Genomic DNA, 17,097 nt, shown 5'->3' with positions numbered 1-17,097 from the left:
AGAACGCGCGTGCCCAAGCTGGACCCCGGGGCGCTGGAGGAACTGCGGCAGGTCGAGTCCGAACTGGACACCCGCTGGCCCGAGACGAAGATCGAGCCCTCGCTCGACCGCATCTCCGCGCTCCTCGACGTGATCGCCCAGCCGCAGTTGGCCTACCCCGTGCTGCACATCGCCGGGACCAACGGCAAGAGCTCCACGACCCGCATGGTCGACGCGCTGCTCACCCGCATCGGCCTGCGCACCGGCCGGTTCACCAGCCCGCACCTGCAGTCGGTCACCGAGCGGATCAGCCTCGACAACGAGCCGATCACCCCGGAGCGCTACGTCGAGGTCTACCGCGACCTTGAGCCATACATCGCGATGGTCGACGCCAAGAACGACATCAAGCTGAGCAAGTTCGAGATCCTCACCGCGATGGCCTTCGCCGCCTTCGCCGACGCCCCCGTCGACGCGGCGGTGGTCGAGGTCGGCCTCGGCGGCAGCTGGGACGCGACGAACGTCGCCGACGCCCGCATCGCCGTGGTGTGTCCCATCGGCATCGACCACGTCGACTACCTCGGCCCGGACATCCTCGGCATCGCGCGCGAGAAGGCGGGCATCATCAAGCCCAACTCGATCGCCCTGCTCGCGGAGCAGACGAACGAGGTCGCCCGGGTCCTGATCGAGCGCGCCACGGAGGTCGACGCGGTCGTCGCCCGGCAGGGACTGGAGTTCGGCGTCCTGGAGCGCAGCGTCGCCATCGGCGGCCAGATGCTCAAGCTGCAGGGTCTCGGCGGCGTGTACGACGAGATCTTCCTGCCGCTGCACGGCGCCCACCAGGCCGCCAACGCGGCGCTCGCGCTGGCCGCCGTCGAAGCGTTCTTCGGCGCGGGCGTCGACCGGCAACTCGACGTCGACGCCATCCGCGAGGGCTTCGCGTCGGTCGTGATCCCAGGCCGCCTGGAGCGCCTGCGGTCCTCCCCGACCGTCTTCGTCGACGCCGCCCACAACCCGCACGGCGCCGCCGCGCTGGCGTCGGCGTTGGAGGACGAGTTCGGCTTCCGCAAGCTGGTGGGCGTCCTCGGCGTCATGGGCGACAAGGACGTCGCGGGCATCCTGACCGCGCTGGAACCGGTGCTCAGCGAGGTCGTCATCACCGCGAACTCGTCGCCCCGCGCCATGGACCCCGAACAGCTCGGCGCCGCGGCCATCGAGATCTTCGGCGAGGACCGGGTGACCGTCCACCACCGCCTCCTCGACGCGATCGACGCGGCCGTGACCCTCGCCGAGACGACCTCGGACCCCCGCGACTCGATGTCCGGCGGCGGTGTCGTGGCCACCGGCTCGGTCGTCACCGCGGGCGAGGTCCGCGCGATGTTCGGCAAGGAGCCCGCATGACCGCCCCAGACCCGATGAAGGGCTTCCGCGGCGTCATGTCCGCGATGCTCATCCTCGAAGCCATCGTCGTGATGCTCGCCCTGCTGGTCATCGCGAAGATGGACGGCGGCCTCGCCACCTGGCAGGGCTGGCTGGTCGGCTCACTCGGCGTCGCCCTGATCCTCGCCTGCGGCTTCGTCGGCAAACCGTGGGGCGTGTGGGTCGCGGTCGGCCTGCAGGGCGTGATGATCCTGTGCTTCTTCGCGCTGCCCACCCTGGGGGTCATCGGCCTGATCTTCGGCCTGGCCTGGGCCTGGATGCTGTGGCTGCGCAAGGACGTCGAGAAGCGGATGGCCGAGGGCAGGCTCACCAGCCAGCAGGAGTGACCTCCCAACCTGCACAATAGTTGGGGTACCTCTACTACAGTTGGGGTAGCCGCATAATAGTGCAGGTAGCGGTGGGGGGCGCTGGTGGACCTGAATAGGCCGTTGTCGTCGATAACGCCCACGCTCGACGGTGACGTCCTCACCGTGCTGGCCAATGCGGATGACATTTTCACCACTGGTCGATTGCACAGGCTTCTGCCACGTGCCTCGGAGCAGGGAATCCGCAAGGTCTTACAGCGACCGGTGGCGCATGGTCTCGTGCTGTCGAACCGCGTGGGCAACGCCTACATGTACCGATTCAACCGCGATCATCTTGCCGCGCAGCACATAATCGGGCTCGCCCAGATCAAGCAGAACTTGCTCGACCGCCTGGCCGATCGCTTGGAGTCCTGGGACGTTCCACCCATCTATGCCGCAGTGTTCGGGTCCACCGCGCGCGGATCGATGACGGTGGAGAGCGATTTGGATCTGTTACTTGTGCGCCCCGACAACGTTGATGACGACCAATGGGCTGCGCAAGTCGACAGCCTGGTCGCTGAGGTAACGCTATGGATAGGCAACGATGTCCGTGCCTTGGAGTTCGCGGCCAAGGAGATTGCCACCAGCGGCCATCGCGAACCAGTGTTGCGCGATGTGCTGGACGAAGGGCTCACCGTGGCAGGCAACCGTGCATGGCTGATCAAGCAACTGCGGAAAGGGAAGAACTGAAGTGCGGACACAGCCGTGTAACGCGAGTATTCAGCGAGGACGGCTCCGTAAAGCAGGCCAGTTCTTGGACGCGGCGGTCCTCATCCGGGAGATGGCGAACGAGAACGACGAAGTCGCCGACGCCTACGTGACCTTGTGCGTGCACGCCGGCATCGCTGTAGCGGACGTCATCTGCCGCATCTGGTTGAGCGAGCATGCTCAAGGTGAAAGCCATGGAGATGCCGTTGGCCTGCTGTCGAAGGCGAATAAGGACGCTGCTAAGCACCTCAATACATTGCTCAAGCTGAAGACGAATCCGGTTACAGCCACGTGACTGCGACGGCGGAAGATTTCAAGCGCGCGGGCAGGGCCGCCGAAACGCTGGTCGAGCAGGCCCACGCCGACTACGGCGCGTCGGAGCTAGCTGGACCGTAGATTCGCGAGACGCTCGGGTGACCAGGCGGCCGGCGGCAGGGTCAGCGTGCCGCCGGCGGGGTTCTTGGAATCACGGACGCGGACTGTGGCGGAGTAGGCCACCTCGACGCAGTCACCCGCGTGGTCGCTGAAGCTGGATTTCCGCCACGCTCCGTGCATCCTGTTTCATCCCCGCTCGTGATCGGCCGCCATCCTGGCCAGGAACTCCACCGAATCGAAGGAATCCAAGGCCACTCTCATCAGCCTACCGACCGTTTCCACGTAGCGGTCCGTGTCGACGGGCGCGTCCGGGAAGCCCGACGCATTGCCGTTCTCGACGTAGACAAGGCTCGGCAGTGTCGGGAACTCGAGAATCGAGAAGCTGGATGACAGTTCGTAGTAGCCGTGGCGGAACGGGATGACGTGGATAGTGATGTTGGGCTGGTTCGCCATGTCGATCAGCCAACGGATCTGCGTCGCCATGGCCGCCGACCCACCGATCGGCCTGCGAAGCACAGCTTCGTCCAGGATCAGCCGATAGCGCGGCCGGACGGGCTTGAACAGCACCTTTTGCCGCTCAAGTCGATGCGCGACCCTGCGTTCCACCTCCTCGGCATCGAATGGGCCTGCTCCGATGACCGCCCGGGCATAGTCGGCGGTCTGCAGGAAGCCTGGAACCAGGATCGATGAGTAGTGGATGAAGGACTCGGCCTGGGACTCGAAGTGGATCAGGGCTTCGAGGAGGTGTGCCCGCACCCCCAGGCCCCACCAGCCCGATTGCTCGTCGTTCTCCGTCAGGCTCATGATCCGCTTGCGTTCTGGCCCAGTCACTCCATAGATGGCCAGCAAAGCCGACACATCCGCCACCGACGCCATCCGTCTGCCGGTCTCCGACCGGTTCAGGCTCGCGATCGACGTCCCCAACCGCTTCGCCGCCGCCCGGGTCGTCAGCCCCGACCGCTCCCGCAACACCTTCAACTCCGCCGCCAACGCACGCGCCCGGGCCGGAACTCGATCGTTCATGACTCCATGAGATCAGGTGTTCCGACTGCCCATCATCACTCGAATAGCTGAGCCGTTTCACCTTGCGAAACCTCCCATCCCACCCACGTTGACCTCCGCCGCCTACAAACCAACCCATGACCATCAACCGCCGCACCCTCCTCCGCGCCGGAGGCATCACCGCCGCCGCCGGACTCGCCCTCCCCGGCATCGCCATCGCGGCTCCGCAAACCAGGCCCGTCCTGACCCACGGCATCCAAACCGGCGACGTCACCGCCGACGGCGCCATCGTCTGGACCCGCGCGGACCGCCCGTCCCGCATGCTCGTCGACGTCTCCACACACCCCGACTTCCGCAACGCCCGCCAGTTACGCGGCCCGATGCTCACCCCCGACACCGACGGCACCGGCAAACTCCGCCTCACCGGCCTCCCGCCCGGCCGTGAAATCCACTACCGCGTCCGCGCCGAAGACGACCGTTCCGCCAGCGAGCCGCTGACCGGCTCCTTCCGCACCGCCCCCATGGGCCGCGAGGACGTCCGCTTCACCTGGTCCGGCGACGTCGCGGGCCAGGGCTGGGGCATCAACCCCGACATCGGCGGCATGACCGCGTTCTCCGCCATGGCCGCGTGCCGCCCCGACTTCTTCATCAACAGCGGCGACACCGTCTACGCCGACGGCCCCCTCAAGGAATCCGTGACCCTCCCGGACGGTCGGATCTGGCGCAACCTCGTCACCCCCGAGAAGCTCAAAGTCGCCGAGACCCTCACCGAGTACCGCGGCCAGTTCGCCTACAACCTCCTCGACGACAACGTCCGCGCCTTCGCCGCACGCACTCCCTCGGTCGTCCAATGGGATGACCATGAGGTGGTCAACAACTGGTACCCCGGCGAGATCCTGACCTCCCCGCAGTACACCGAGAAGCGCGTCGACGTCCTCGCCGCCCGCGCCTTCCAGGCCTTCCACGAGTGGATGCCCGTCGACCCGCGCCGGGCCGTGGACGGGCGGATCTACCGCAGCTTCCGCTACGGCAAGCACCTTGAGGTCTTCGTCCTCGACATGCGCTCCTACAAGGACGCCAACACCTCACCCAAGGACGGCGTCGGCCGTGTCCTCGGCGAAGCGCAGGCGAAGTGGCTGGTCGACGGCCTGTCCACCAGCCGGGCAACGTGGAAGATCATCGCCGCGGATCTGCCCGTCGGCCTGATCGTCCCCGACGGCACCGACATCGAGGGCGTCGCCAACGGCCTGCCCGGCGCGCCCGGCGGCCGGGAGCACGAGATCGCCTGGGTCCTGCGTTCCCTCGCGCGCAACCGGGTGCGCAACGTCGTCTGGCTGACCGCCGACGTCCACTACACCGCCGCCCACCACTACTCCCCGGACCGCGCCGCCGTCGGCGACTTCGACCCGTTCTGGGAGTTCGTCTCCGGCCCCCTCAACGCGGGCGCGTTCGGCCCGAACACTCTCGACCCGACGTTCGGCCCCGAAGCCGTCTTCGTCCACGCTCCACCGGCCGCGAACACCTCGCCCATGGACGGCTTCCAGCACTTCGGCGAGGTCGAGATCGACGGCCCCACGGGCGACCTGACCGTCCACCTCCGCGACGGCGAGGGCACCGCACTTTGGACTAAGACCCTCACCCCGCAGCGCTGACACGAGCGGCAAGTACCCTCCGCGCGAAACATCTCTGGGGGGGAGCACCGAATGCACCACGACGCGTTATCCGACCACCCTGACCTCAACGACCAGGAGTGGCTGAAGAAGGCCACCAAGTCGGCGGAGAGAGACATCCGCCGACTGAGACGCAAGGGCAAGCGGCGCCGCCGCATGGTCTCCGCGCTGCTGGTGGTCGCGATCGCGGCAGCGGGTTACCTGATGTACCAGCGCGGGCTGTTCGCTCCTGGGCAGCCCGCGCCTGCCGCGTCCGCGCCTTCCACGACGGTCACGACGAAGGTGCCGGACGTGGTGGTGGACTTAAACCAGCCCTTCGTCGGCACTGCGGCGGCGGGCTGGGCGGACGGTGAGGCGGGGATCGTCGCGCCCGCCGCGCAGCCGATCGGCAAGCACACCGCCGAGCAGGTCGCCGACGCCTACGTCAAGGCCCGCCAAGTGGTGATCGCCGCCCGGCTCGACCGCAAGGTGGTCGAGGGACACGACATCGAGCGGATCCTCGACCTGCTCGCCCCGGGGGCCCGGGCCGAGACCCGCCCGATCTTGGCCGATCCGAGCAAATCCGATGCCTGGGCGACGCGTGTGGCCAACGGGTATCCACTGCTTCCCGTGGCGCCCAAAGTCAATGGGCACATGTCGGCCACGGTGGACGGGGACGGTGATTTGGTCGTGCATACCGACTACGTCTTCGCCTACGCGTTCCATACCGACCGCCCCAGGGATCTCCACGGCGCCATGGACATCGTCGCGATGACCCGCTGGAAGGCGGACTACCGGATGCTCGGGGCGACGTGGCCCAAGTCCCAGCGCGGTATCTGGCTCGGCCCCCACGATGGTTTCACCTATTCGATGGCCTGTGGCGCCGCGGCAAAGGGCATGCTTGCGCCCTGGTACTCCGAGTATCGCGTGTCCGCTCCGCCCGCGTCGCACGAGCCGGAGTTCTACTTCGACGTAACCAAGCCGATCACCGACGAGGACGGCTGCGTCACCTGAGTCAGGCCATGCTGAACTTCTCGGCGTGCACCTGCGTGTTCGGCACTCTGATCGCCCGGAGGCCTGCCAGCACCGACGAGGTCATGGCCGGTGGGCCGCAGACGTAGATGTCGCGTTCGGTGATGTCGGGGACCAGGGAACGGAGATTGTCCGGCTCGAACGGGCGCGCTCCGTCCCTGGTCCGCCCGGTGAGCAGGTGCAGCCTGCCGCCGCGGACCAGTTGGCGCACCTCGTTGAGCAGCACCGCGTCGCGTTCGTCGCGCACTCGGTAGAGGACGACGACGTCCTCGGTCGACCGTTCCTCCAGCAATGCGCGGATGGGCGTGATTCCGACACCGCCCGCGATCAGCAGCGTGCCGGGCCGAGTCCGCTGCAGGGAGGTGAACGCGCCATACGGTCCCTCCATGAACACGCGGGTCCCGGCCGGAACGTGCCGCAGGCCCGCGCTGGCGGTGCCGACCGCTTTGGCGGTCAGCCGCAGGAAACGGCCGTCAGGCGCCGCGGACAGCGAGAACGGGTTGGCCAGCCACCAGTGGTTGTGCCCGGGGAACCGCCAGATGAAGAACTGCCCGGCCTTGGCGGGCAGCCGGTCGAGGTGGCGGCCGGTGACGTAAACGGACACCGCGTTGTCGGACTCAGGCACCACGGCCTGAACCCGGAACTGGTGATAGGCGTTGCGCCACAGCGGCATGGCGATCCGCCCGACGAGCAGCGAGCCGAACGCGACGATCCACAGCGTCCACCAGTAGACGACGGCGAACGTGGAGGACTTGAACGTCGTCGTCTCAAGGAGTTGGTGGACGAACGCCAGCGCGATCGCCAGGTACACCATCAGGTGCAGACCGTGCCAGGTCTCGTATTGCAACCGACGTCGGAAGTGGCGGAGAGAGGTGACCGCGACCGCGATGATGGCGGCGGCGGCGAGCATGCCCAGCAGCGACGCGGGCACCCCGGCCAGGGCGAGGAAGGTGCGCGCCATCGACGCGCTGTCCAGCGTCGCGTAGCCGAGCACGACCAGCGTGGCGTGCGTGAGCACGGTCCAGAGGAGGGTGAAGCCGGTCCACCGGTGCCACACCGTCAGCCGGTCCATACCGATGCGGCGGTCCAGCCAGGGAAGCCGGGCGACCAACAGCAACTGGAACATCATCAGCAGGGCGGCGTGCAGGCCGACGAACTTGGCGACGGTGAGGATCGAGTTCTTGCCGGTGCCGCTGGTGAAGAACAGGATCTCGACAATCCCCACGTTGACCAGCACAAACGCCCAGAGCGCCCACCGCGCCTGAACAACCGGCGGCATAGAGCGCCTGCCTTGGACACCCGTCGCCATGGTCGCTGCCTCTCGTAGTCGTCGCGGTCAGTGTCACCGCCACGTCAATCCCTGCCTGCTTTACGCACGAACACAGCCCGGGGTTCACTCGCTTGGCAGCGCGGAGTTCGTCGACCGTCGCTTTGCGGGGCGCTGTCGCCCGACAAGCAGGACGAGCAGCTCACGCGCTCGGCTCCGCTTGTCAGCGCGCTTCGAGTAGAGCGCGGAGAGTCCAGCGAGCAGCAGCAGCACAGCGGTGACAGCAAGCACCCCGGCTCTCGCGACAAAGTAGATCTCGACTGACTCGGTGATCGCGTGCAACTCCATCGCGGTCTGCTCCCTCGCACCTGCTTGAGATTGCTTCGTGGGACCAGCTTGATGGCGCCCGATGGCGGGAAATCGCAAGTTGACCCGACAAACACGGACATTGACGAACGTGGTCCACACCGCCCCGTAAGATCAAGGCGAATTTGACGCTTCTTGACACCAGGGGTGGTCACCACGGCGGTGTCGATGCCGGACGATTTGCCGCGTGGGCCGCTCCGGGAACTGACCGAGGCGCTTCACGAGCTTTACCGTGCCGCGGGCACACCCGGACTTCGCATGATCGCGGACACGGTGACTGAGGACGACCGGTTTCGGGACACGGTCAGCCATCAGAAGGTGTCCGCGATGCTGCACGGTTCCGGGATGCCGAAGTGGTCGAAACTGGAACCGGTGGTGCGTGTGCTGGCTGAGTGGAGCACGCCTCAGCGCAGCTCGAGCGACGAGGCACGACGATTCAAGCAACTATGGGACGCGGTCAACGGTGGTGACGTGCCCGCCGCCCACCCGACCGATGAGCAGGATGGCAGAGTCCGTTCGGTCTTCGTCCTCGGTGGGGTCACTGGTGAGACGAACTATCCCGACTTCGAGAAGGCGGAGTTGGAACGGTTCAGCCAGCGGCTCGGCGCGACCGTCGCCCAATCCGGAGCGGATCTCATCGTCTGCAGTCCGTTTCCGGATTCGGTGGACTTTCACGCACTGCGCGGGTTCGTGGAAGCCAGGGCGGGTGGAACGGTGCACATGCACCGGCCGCGCCACCCGCACATTGAGAACAAATACACGCAGCTGCTCGCGATCTTGGACGCGGATGCCGGGGACCAGATCAAGAGTTGGTTCTATCCAGGCCCGGAGATAGATGATCCGGATTCGCTGGGCCAGGCTTGGCTGCTGTGTCAGCTGATGGCGATGGAACAGGCTGACGCGCTGATCACGGTTGGCGGGAAGCTTGGTAAGAGCGCCAACACGATTCTGCATCTCGCCGAGGCGCGTCAACAGCCGGTCGTCCCGTTCGCGTTCCTGGGTGGAGCGGCGGAGCGCGTGTTTCTGCGCCGAGACTGGGGGCGGTCACATCCATGGCTGGACCCGCGAAAGCTGATGGACAAGAACGCTGTGGGCGAGGCGATGGTCATCGCGAACCAGATGGTCACGGCCAGAGTCCGCGCGCTCGGTCTCCCACAACGCCCTGACACCGTGTTCGTGAGTCGAGCACGGTTGGACGTGGAGTACGCACGAGCGCTGGACGACTACTTGTCCTCAGCGGGACTGCGCGTGCTCTTCGGAGAGCGGGAGTTGCCTGCCGATCGCACGGTGGAATCAGCCATCGAAGACGCGGTGTTGCGTTCGGATCTGTTCATTGTCCTGTGGAGTCGCTCGTATGCGGCGAGTCGGTATTGCTACGACGAGATTCAACTCGCGTTGAAGCGCTATCGAGCGGGGGAGCTTCGGCTGTGGATCATCAACATTGATGGATCGGACATCGTGCCGCCGGGTGCTCGCGGCTTGCCGCAGTTGGCTGCGCGATCGCCTACGGCCGTCGTCAACGTGGTGCGTGACCTCCTCGCCGACGCTCGCTGACTGCGGATTATCGCGTCTGCCCGGCCATGTCGACCCCTAACTGTCTGCCAGCTCGCCTCGACCTGACGCATATCCGGTGAATAGTTCGCGCGAAGCCTTGGGCTGCTCGCGCGCGCGTCCTATGAACGATCTATGACCCGACTGCAACGACGGACCTTCCTCATCGGCGGTCTCGCAAGCGCCGGTGCCACCATCCTCTCCGCCAGTTCGGCGAGTGCCGCGCTGTATCCCTTCACCCTCGGCGTCGCCTCCGGTGAGCCCAGCGCCGACGGTTTCGTCTTATGGACCCGCCTGGCCCCCAGCCCGCTCAACGCCGACGGGCTCGGCGGCATGTCCAGTGCCAACGTCGCCGTGGAGTGGCAGGTCTCCACCGACCGGTACTTCACCACCCTCGCCGCGAGCGGCACCTTCACCGCGACCCAGAGCTGGGGCCACAGCGTCCACGTCGAGCTGACCGGCCTGCTGCCGGGACGCGAGTACTGGTACCGGTTCCGCGCCATGGGCCACATCTCCCCGGTCGGCCGCGCCCGCACCGCGCCCGCCGTGGGAACCAGCCCGTCGCTGACGATGCTCTTCGCCTCCTGCTCGCACTACGAAGCGGGTTACTTCACCGCGTACCGCAGGATGGCCGAGGAGAACCCCGACCTGATCCTGCATCTCGGCGACTACATCTACGAGGGCGGCGCGGGCTCCACGGGCGTGCGGACCCACCAGCCGTCGACCGAGATCAGCAACCTGGCGAGCTACCGCGTGCGCCACGCGCTCTACAAGCGCGACCCCGACCTGCAGGCCGCGCACGCCGCCGCGCCGTGGCTGGTCGTATGGGACGACCACGAGGTCGAGAACAACTACGCCGGCCTGATCCGCAACGACACCTCACCCGCCGGTGACTTCACCGCGCGTCGAGCCGCCGCCTACAAGGCCTACTACGAGCACATGCCGCTGCGGGCCGCGCAGGCTCCCTCCGGTGCGAATCTGCAGCTCTACCGCCGGTTGCGCTGGGGGAGCCTGGCCACCTTCCACATGCTCGACACCCGCCAGTACCGCGACGACCAGGCCTGCGGCGACGGCACCAAGCTCTGCCCGGCGGCCGACGACCCGGCGCGCACGCTCACCGGCGCGACCCAGGAATCGTGGCTGCTCAACGGGATGAGCCAGAAGCTGGGCACCTGGGACATCCTCGGCCAGCAGGTCTTCTTCGCCCAGCGTCTCGCCGCGGCGGACGGGTCGAAGAGCATGGACTCGTGGGACGGGTACACCGCGAACCGCGGTCGTATCCAGAACGGCTGGGACGCGCAGGGCAACAGGAGCACCGTCGTCCTCACCGGCGACGTCCACCGCTCGTGGGCCAGCAACCTCATGCAGAACTACGGCACCCAGAACCGGATCATCGGCACCGAGCTGGTCACCACGTCGATCACGTCGGGCGGCGACGGCAACGCCACCGACAACGGGCTTTCGAACCTCAACCCGCACGTGAAGTTCTACAAGAACCTGCGCGGCTACGTCCGAACCGTCACCACGCCCACGCAGATGACCGTGGACTTCCGCGCGCTCGACCGGGTCACCGTGCGCGACTACCCGGTCAAGACCATCAAGAGCTACGTGATCCAGGCGGGCAACCCCGGCCTGCAGACACCGTGAAGGGCCCAACCATGCGCACCTCTCTGACGATCACCGGGCTGGCACTGGCCGCGACCCTCGTGGGCACGGGCATCGCGCACGCCGACGGCACGCTCACCTGGACCGTCGCGAACAGCGTCGCCACCGGCGACCAGGACAACGCCGCCGTCGCGTCGGTCCGCACCGGTTACACCGCCGTCGTCTGGGAAGACGACCGCGACTCCACGAACCCGACCGACAACCTGCACAGTGAGATCTTCCTTCGCCTTTACCGCGATGGTGTCTCTCTCTACGAGAAGAAGTTGTCCGCGGTGGGCACCGGGAACTGGCGGCACATCCAGCCCGATGTCGCGCTGCACGAGGACGGCAGCGCCGTCGTCGTCTGGGCCGACGACAAGGACGGCAACGGGTACTTCCAGATCGCGGTCCGCGCGGTGAACACGGCGGGCACCGTCACCGGGTCCGCGACCGCCAATGGGACCTCGGCCGGTCAGCAGACCCACCCGGCCGTGGCCGCCGACCCGGACGGCCCGGGGTTCGCGGTCGCCTTCGAGGACAAGCAGACCACGACCGCGCCGACCGTGCGGGTCTCCGGATTCGCGTCCGTCACCGCCAAGACCTATGAGGTGCAGGCGCACGCCACCGGCGGCACCCACCAGCGTCCCGATATAGCTATGGGCGCCGCGCAGAACGCGATCGTGGTCTGGGACGAGGACGGCGACGGGAACGGGTGGTTCAACATCGCCCGCAAGAGCTTCACCTCATCGGGTGCGGTCAAGCTCGCCCAGGCGGTGGTCAACGTGAACGCGGGCGGCCAGCAAAGGCACCCGGCCGTGGCGGCGAACTTCAACGGCGACTTCGTCGTCGGCTGGGAGACCGACCACACGGGCGTCGCGCAGATCGGCGTCCGGTCGTTCTCGGCCACCGGCGCCGCCTCGGCAGGCGACACGCTGGTCCCCGGTGCCGACCCCCAGGTCGGCATCGACGACCAGCGCGCCGCGGTCGTCAACTGGGCCGAGGCCTCGGACGTGTACGCCCAGGGCCTCAACCCCGACGGCACCACCGCCGGGCGGCTGCCCCGGCAGCGGCTGAACACGACCGTCGCCGGGCGGCAGGACGAGCCCGCGGTGGCGGTCGACCCGTGGGGGCTGATCACCCTGGCCTACACCGACGACAACGACGGCAACGGTTTCGACCAGGTCTACCTCGGCACCGGACTGGTCAACAGCACCTGGTGAGGCGGGTGGCCCGGCCTCCCCGGCCGGGCCACTCCACTACAGGAACCGCGAGATGTTGTCCGCGAACCGCTGCCACACCGCGCGCGCCGCGCCGCCGGACACCGTGAGCGAGGCCGAGAGTGTCCACGGCCCCCAGGCCTCGACGTCGAGTTCGTAGCCGAAGCGGCCGTACAGGAAGCGGAAGGTGATGTACCGGTCGGCGCCCTCGGTGTGCCCCGGCAGCGAACGGAACGTCCAGCTCGTTGGGGTCCGGTCGACCACCATCACCGGGTTCGTCGTCCCGAACAGGGGGAAGCCCGGCACCGAGTACAGCTCGCAGCGCTGCCCGACCTGCGGCAGGTACGTGCAGTTGCTGTCGAACGGGAAGTACGCGGTCAGCCTGCCCGCGACGGTCGAGGCCAGGTGCTCGGGGTTGTAGGCGGTCTCGACCCACAGGTCGTATCTGTAGTGGTACGACAGGTCCGAGGGGTCGGCTTGCTCGGCGGACGCGGGGGCGGCGGTCACCCCGGCGAACAGGGCCACGATGAGGGCGACGATCGAGACGACACGTCGGGTAATCACGTTTGCACTCTCCGTTCGGTCCATGCGCTCACCGTGGCCTGGCGAACGGGAGCGCGGCAAGTGCTGCCAGCCGACCGGGTTACCCGGCTCACACGCTCGTGCGTTCGCGCCGCGGCCACCGCCATGAAGGAGTACGGAATGCTGTGACGTGCTCCGGGGGCGCACAGTCGAAAACGGCTACGCCAGGGATCTCCCGGAGGTTGCGGGGCGGCCGGCGCTCCCGTGTGTGTTCTCCGCGGCGCCGGTGGCTACGCTGACCGCGTCCTCGACAATCCGGGGAAACAAATCTGATCTGTATGAGGAGCTAGCGTGAGCGAGCGCAGCCTGGTCCTGGTTAAGCCGGACGGTGTGAGCCGTGGTCTGGTCGGCGAGGTGATTTCGCGGATCGAGCGGAAGGGCCTCAAGCTCGTCGCGCTTGAACTGCGCAACGTCGACCGCTCGCTGGCGGAGCAGCACTACGCCGAGCACGCCGAGCGTCCGTTCTTCGGCGACCTCCTGGAGTTCATCACCTCCGGTCCCGTCGTGGCGCTCGTCGTCGAGGGCCCGCGCGCGGCTGCGGCCTTCCGTCAGCTCGCAGGCGGCACCGACCCCGTCGAGAAGGCGGCCCCCGGAAGCATCCGCGCCGATTTCGGCCTCGAGGTCCAGTTCAACCTGGTGCACGGATCGGACTCCCCGGAGTCCGCCGAGCGTGAGGTCAAGCTCTGGTTCCCCGACCTCTGATCGCGGCAAGCAACGCTTGACCCGTCGAAGACGTGGTCAAGCACGGTGTGGTTGCCACCCCGTGACAGCGGGGTGGCAACCACACCGGCGGCGGCACGGCATGATGACGGCGTGCAACTCAGAGAACTGGACACGCTGTTGGTGTCCCTGCTCAGCCAGGAACACCCTGAGATCTTGAGCGCCGTGGCTCTGAACAAGGAACACTCTCGGCACAGTCGCGTCCGCGTGGAGTTCGCTTCGGGGGCACGCGCGACCATTCAGGTCCGCTCGGTCGAGGGCCCGAAGGTGCCCGCGCACAAGCCGTATGAGATCCCGGCCGAGGCGGTCTGATGTGGCGTGAACGATTCGTCGAACATGTCCGCACGCTGCTCACCGAGTGCGGTCACCCCGGCATCGCGGGCGTCGACACCTACCGGGTCGACGACTCCGTGACCGATCTCCAGATCACCTGCACCGACGGCCGCGTGATCAAGCTGAACATCGTGCGCAGCTCCCCGCCCGCGGGTGACAACTACGCGCAGCCCGAGCCGATCGTCACGAAGGCGCCGAGCGACGCCTGAGGTCGAGGGAGACGTCCGCCCGGACTTAAATCCCTCGAAACTGTCTGACCCCACGTCTAGGGTTCGGCGCGTGGGTGGGAATGGCGCGCTGGTGCGCGCGGACGGGCTGACCAAGCGCTTCGGGGAGTTCGAGGCGGTCCGCGGGATCGACCTCGATGTGCGGCCGGGGGAGGCCTTCGGCTTCCTCGGGCCCAACGGCGCGGGCAAATCCTCGACGATGCGGATGATCTCCTGCGTGTCCCCGCGCAGCGGCGGTGAGCTGACCGTTCTCGGCATGGACCCGGACCGTCAGGGCCCGCGGATCCGCGCCCGCCTCGGGGTGGTGCCGCAGCTCGACAATCTCGACAACGACCTCTCGGTCCGGCAGAACCTGCACATCTACGGTCGCTACTTCGGCCTCGGCAAAGCCCACCTGCGGGACAAGGCCGCCGAGCTTCTCGACTTCGCCCAGCTCACCGAGCGCGCAGACGACCCGGTCGAGCCGCTCTCCGGCGGCATGAAGCGGCGGCTGACCATCGCGCGCTCGCTGATCAACGACCCGGAGCTGCTGCTGCTCGACGAGCCCACCACCGGGCTCGACCCGCAGGCTCGGCATCTGTTGTGGGACAAGCTGTTCCGGCTCAAGCAGGACGGCGTGACGCTGATCGTCACCACGCACTACATGGATGAGGCTGAGCAGTTGTGCGACCGCCTCGTGGTCATGGACAACGGCCGGATCGCCGCCGAGGGCAGCCCCGGTGAGCTGATCGCCAAGTACTCCACCCGCGAAGTCCTCGAACTGCGCTTCGCCCCGGGAACACAGCAGGACATCGAGCCGCTCGTCGCCGACCTGGCCGACCGGGTCGAGGTCCTGCCCGACCGTCTGCTTCTCTACACCGCCGACGGCGAGGCGGCCCTGGCCGCGGCGCACTCGCGCGGGGTCCAGCCGCTGTCGAGCCTGGTTCGCCGCAGCACCCTGGAGGACGTCTTCCTCCGCCTCACCGGCCGGACGCTGGTCGACTGATGACCACCGTCCTCGCCCGGCAGGCCACCGGCCGTGTCCTGAGCCCGACGAGAGCGTCGTTGCTCGTCGTCGGCGGCCTGTGGACCTGGTACCGCCGCAACTGGCGCGCCTCGGTCACGTCCGGGTTCCTGCAGCCCGTGCTCTACTTGGTCGCCCTCGGGTTCGGCTTCGGCTCGCAGGTGACGGCGAGTCCGGCCACCCTGGGCCTGCCGTACGTGCAGTACCTGGCGCCCGCGCTGCTCGCCGCGTCCCTCATGCAGGTCGCCGCGTTCGAGTCGACCTACCCGATCCTGGCCGCTTTCCGCTGGCAGCGCACCTACCTGGCGATCGCGTCCACGCCGATCACCCCGAGCCAGGTTTTGGCGGGGCAACTCGGCTGGATCGCGATCCGCCTGAGCTTCACCGCCGTCGCGTTCACGCTGGTCGCGGCCGTGTTGGGTGCGGTCACCGGGCCGGGGATCATCCTGGCGGTCCTGATCAGCGTGCTGACCGGCATGGCCGTGAGCGCCCCGATCGTGGCGTACGCCGCGACCCTCGAGAACGAGGGTCAGGGGTTCAACGTGATCTTCCGGTTCATCATCCTCCCGATGACGCTGTTCGCCGGCACGTTCTTCCCGGTCGACCAGTTGCCCGGCTGGGCGCACCCGCTGGTGTGGATCACCCCGCTCTGGCACGGCACCGAACTCTCCCGCGACGCGGCCTTCGGCACCCTGGAGCTGTGGCCCACGCTCGGCCACCTCACCTACCTCGCAGCGGTGGTCGGCGTCGGCGTTTACCTCGGCAGGCGCGTGTTCAACCGAAGGTTGGCGGTCTAGATGACCCAGACCATGATGCGTTCGGAGCTTGAGCCCGCGGGCCTGATGTTCCGCGTGTTGCCCACGGGGATGTACGCGGGCCGCTCGTCGGTGCTCGTCGAACGGTCCTACCTGGTCAACAAGCGGGCCTGGCTGATCATCTTCTCGGGGTTCTTCGAGACCCTGTTCTTCCTCTTCGGCCTGGGTTTCGGCTTCGGCAGGATGGTGGGGGAGGTCGCGGGCCCCGGCGGCACCCCGATCAGCTACGTCGCCTTCATCGCCCCGGCCCTGCTCGCCGCGTCCGCCATGAACGGCTCGGTCTACGACGCCACGTTCAACATCTTCTTCAAGTTCAAATACAGCCGCCTCTACGACGCCATGCTCGCCACCCCGCTCGGCCCGCTCGACATCGCCATCGGCGAGATCACCTGGGCCCTGATCCGCGGGGCGCTCTACGCGGGCGGCTTCCTCGCGGTGATGCTGGGGATGGGCCTGCTGACGTCCCACTGGGCACTGCTGGCCCTGCCCGCCGCGATCCTGATCTCGTTCGGCTTCGCCGCGGTGGGGATGGCGTGCACGACGTTCATGCGGTCGTGGCAGGACTTCGACTACGTGCAACTCGCGCTGATGCCGATGTTCCTGTTCTCATCGACGTTCTTCCCCCTGAGCGTCTACCCGGAACCCCTGCAGTTCGCCATCAAGTGCTTCCCGCTCTACCACGCGATCGAAATCATGCGCGGCTTGTGCACGGGTTTCGTGGATCTGTCGATGCTCGGCCACCTCGGCTACTTCGCCGCCATGGTCGCCATCGGCGTCACCGTCGCCGCCAAACGTCTGGGCAAACTCCTGCTCTCGTAGAAGAGACTTGATCGTGCGGAGCAGTCG

Annotated in this window: 20 protein-coding genes; 15 read left to right on the top strand and 5 right to left on the bottom strand. The window is 67.4% G+C overall.

Going from position 1 to position 17,097, the window contains the following annotated elements:
• Window positions 1–9: 9 nt before the first annotated feature.
• The 4 genes from folC to GPZ80_RS21350 all read left to right on the top strand — a co-directional run bounded on the left by folC (window position 10) and on the right by GPZ80_RS21350 (window position 2,763).
• A complete protein-coding gene (gene folC, locus GPZ80_RS21365) occupies window positions 10–1,377 on the top strand; it encodes a bifunctional tetrahydrofolate synthase/dihydrofolate synthase (protein ID WP_187222736.1) in 1,368 nt (455 codons plus the stop codon).
• Window positions 1,374–1,742 carry a DUF4233 domain-containing protein gene (locus GPZ80_RS21360; protein ID WP_187222734.1) on the top strand — a complete coding sequence of 123 codons (369 nt, stop codon included), beginning with the start codon at window positions 1,374–1,376 and terminating at the stop codon, window positions 1,740–1,742. The genes folC and GPZ80_RS21360 overlap by 4 nt, the downstream gene beginning before the upstream one ends.
• A gap of 84 nt (window positions 1,743–1,826) precedes the next feature.
• A complete protein-coding gene (locus GPZ80_RS21355; protein ID WP_187222732.1) occupies window positions 1,827–2,450 on the top strand; it encodes a nucleotidyltransferase domain-containing protein in 624 nt (207 codons plus the stop codon).
• A 64-nt stretch (window positions 2,451–2,514) separates the two neighbouring features.
• On the top strand, window positions 2,515–2,763 hold the full coding sequence (locus tag GPZ80_RS21350; RefSeq protein WP_222719633.1) for a hypothetical protein: 249 nt from the start codon (window positions 2,515–2,517) through the stop codon (window positions 2,761–2,763).
• Window positions 2,764–2,849: 86 nt separating this feature from the next.
• Here GPZ80_RS21350 and GPZ80_RS21345 read toward each other — a convergent pair whose 3' ends face one another.
• Window positions 2,850–3,023, bottom strand: a complete 174-nt coding sequence (locus tag GPZ80_RS21345) for a DUF397 domain-containing protein (RefSeq protein WP_187222730.1) — start codon at window positions 3,021–3,023, stop codon at window positions 2,850–2,852.
• Window positions 3,024–3,029: 6 nt separating this feature from the next.
• The gene (locus GPZ80_RS21340; RefSeq protein ID WP_222719632.1) at window positions 3,030–3,833 is read right to left on the bottom strand and encodes a helix-turn-helix domain-containing protein; all 804 of its coding nucleotides are present in this window, start codon (window positions 3,831–3,833) and stop codon (window positions 3,030–3,032) included.
• A 149-nt stretch (window positions 3,834–3,982) separates the two neighbouring features.
• Between GPZ80_RS21340 and GPZ80_RS21335 the strand changes: the two genes are divergently transcribed.
• Window positions 3,983–5,497: an alkaline phosphatase D family protein gene (locus tag GPZ80_RS21335; RefSeq protein WP_187222726.1), complete on the top strand. Its 1,515-nt coding sequence runs from the start codon at window positions 3,983–3,985 to the stop codon at window positions 5,495–5,497.
• Window positions 5,498–5,548: 51 nt separating this feature from the next.
• Entirely contained in the window at window positions 5,549–6,508 is a 960-nt protein-coding gene (locus GPZ80_RS21330; RefSeq protein ID WP_187222724.1) for a hypothetical protein, read from the top strand.
• A gap of 1 nt (window position 6,509) precedes the next feature.
• On the opposite strand, the gene GPZ80_RS21325 is transcribed toward GPZ80_RS21330, so the two are convergent.
• On the bottom strand, window positions 6,510–7,835 hold the full coding sequence (locus GPZ80_RS21325; protein WP_187222722.1) for a ferredoxin reductase family protein: 1,326 nt from the start codon (window positions 7,833–7,835) through the stop codon (window positions 6,510–6,512).
• A gap of 84 nt (window positions 7,836–7,919) precedes the next feature.
• On the bottom strand, window positions 7,920–8,141 hold the full coding sequence (locus tag GPZ80_RS21320; protein WP_187222721.1) for a hypothetical protein: 222 nt from the start codon (window positions 8,139–8,141) through the stop codon (window positions 7,920–7,922).
• A gap of 165 nt (window positions 8,142–8,306) precedes the next feature.
• Between GPZ80_RS21320 and GPZ80_RS33770 the strand changes: the two genes are divergently transcribed.
• The 3 genes from GPZ80_RS33770 to GPZ80_RS21305 all read left to right on the top strand — a co-directional run bounded on the left by GPZ80_RS33770 (window position 8,307) and on the right by GPZ80_RS21305 (window position 12,574).
• Entirely contained in the window at window positions 8,307–9,713 is a 1,407-nt protein-coding gene (locus GPZ80_RS33770) for a toll/interleukin-1 receptor domain-containing protein (RefSeq protein WP_222719631.1), read from the top strand.
• Between the two features lie 132 nt (window positions 9,714–9,845).
• The gene (locus GPZ80_RS21310) at window positions 9,846–11,357 is read left to right on the top strand and encodes an alkaline phosphatase D family protein (protein ID WP_187222719.1); all 1,512 of its coding nucleotides are present in this window, start codon (window positions 9,846–9,848) and stop codon (window positions 11,355–11,357) included.
• Window positions 11,358–11,368: 11 nt separating this feature from the next.
• Complete coding sequence (locus GPZ80_RS21305) at window positions 11,369–12,574, top strand: hypothetical protein (RefSeq protein ID WP_187222717.1); 1,206 nt, start codon at window positions 11,369–11,371, stop codon at window positions 12,572–12,574.
• A gap of 36 nt (window positions 12,575–12,610) precedes the next feature.
• Here GPZ80_RS21305 and GPZ80_RS21300 read toward each other — a convergent pair whose 3' ends face one another.
• Window positions 12,611–13,135 (bottom strand): hypothetical protein, encoded by a 525-nt coding sequence (locus GPZ80_RS21300; protein WP_187222715.1) that lies wholly within the window; start codon window positions 13,133–13,135, stop codon window positions 12,611–12,613.
• A 309-nt stretch (window positions 13,136–13,444) separates the two neighbouring features.
• Between GPZ80_RS21300 and ndk the strand changes: the two genes are divergently transcribed.
• The 6 genes from ndk (at window position 13,445) to GPZ80_RS21270 (ending at window position 17,070) form a co-directional block, all read left to right on the top strand.
• Complete coding sequence (ndk, locus tag GPZ80_RS21295; protein ID WP_187222713.1) at window positions 13,445–13,855, top strand: nucleoside-diphosphate kinase; 411 nt, start codon at window positions 13,445–13,447, stop codon at window positions 13,853–13,855.
• Window positions 13,856–13,966: 111 nt separating this feature from the next.
• Window positions 13,967–14,185 carry a hypothetical protein gene (locus GPZ80_RS21290; RefSeq protein ID WP_187222711.1) on the top strand — a complete coding sequence of 73 codons (219 nt, stop codon included), beginning with the start codon at window positions 13,967–13,969 and terminating at the stop codon, window positions 14,183–14,185.
• Window positions 14,185–14,415 carry a hypothetical protein gene (locus GPZ80_RS21285; RefSeq protein WP_187222709.1) on the top strand — a complete coding sequence of 77 codons (231 nt, stop codon included), beginning with the start codon at window positions 14,185–14,187 and terminating at the stop codon, window positions 14,413–14,415. The genes GPZ80_RS21290 and GPZ80_RS21285 overlap by 1 nt, the downstream gene beginning before the upstream one ends.
• A gap of 70 nt (window positions 14,416–14,485) precedes the next feature.
• Window positions 14,486–15,418 carry an ABC transporter ATP-binding protein gene (locus GPZ80_RS21280; protein ID WP_187222707.1) on the top strand — a complete coding sequence of 311 codons (933 nt, stop codon included), beginning with the start codon at window positions 14,486–14,488 and terminating at the stop codon, window positions 15,416–15,418.
• Window positions 15,418–16,233 carry an ABC transporter permease gene (locus GPZ80_RS21275; RefSeq protein WP_187222705.1) on the top strand — a complete coding sequence of 272 codons (816 nt, stop codon included), beginning with the start codon at window positions 15,418–15,420 and terminating at the stop codon, window positions 16,231–16,233. The genes GPZ80_RS21280 and GPZ80_RS21275 overlap by 1 nt, the downstream gene beginning before the upstream one ends.
• On the top strand, window positions 16,234–17,070 hold the full coding sequence (locus GPZ80_RS21270; RefSeq protein ID WP_187222703.1) for an ABC transporter permease: 837 nt from the start codon (window positions 16,234–16,236) through the stop codon (window positions 17,068–17,070).
• Window positions 17,071–17,097: the final 27 nt, after the last annotated feature.

Origin of the sequence: Actinokineospora xionganensis (genome assembly GCF_014323725.1) — a bacterium.
GTDB lineage: Bacteria > Actinomycetota > Actinomycetes > Mycobacteriales > Pseudonocardiaceae > Actinokineospora > Actinokineospora xionganensis.
This window is presented reverse-complemented; position numbering and strand designations above follow the sequence as displayed.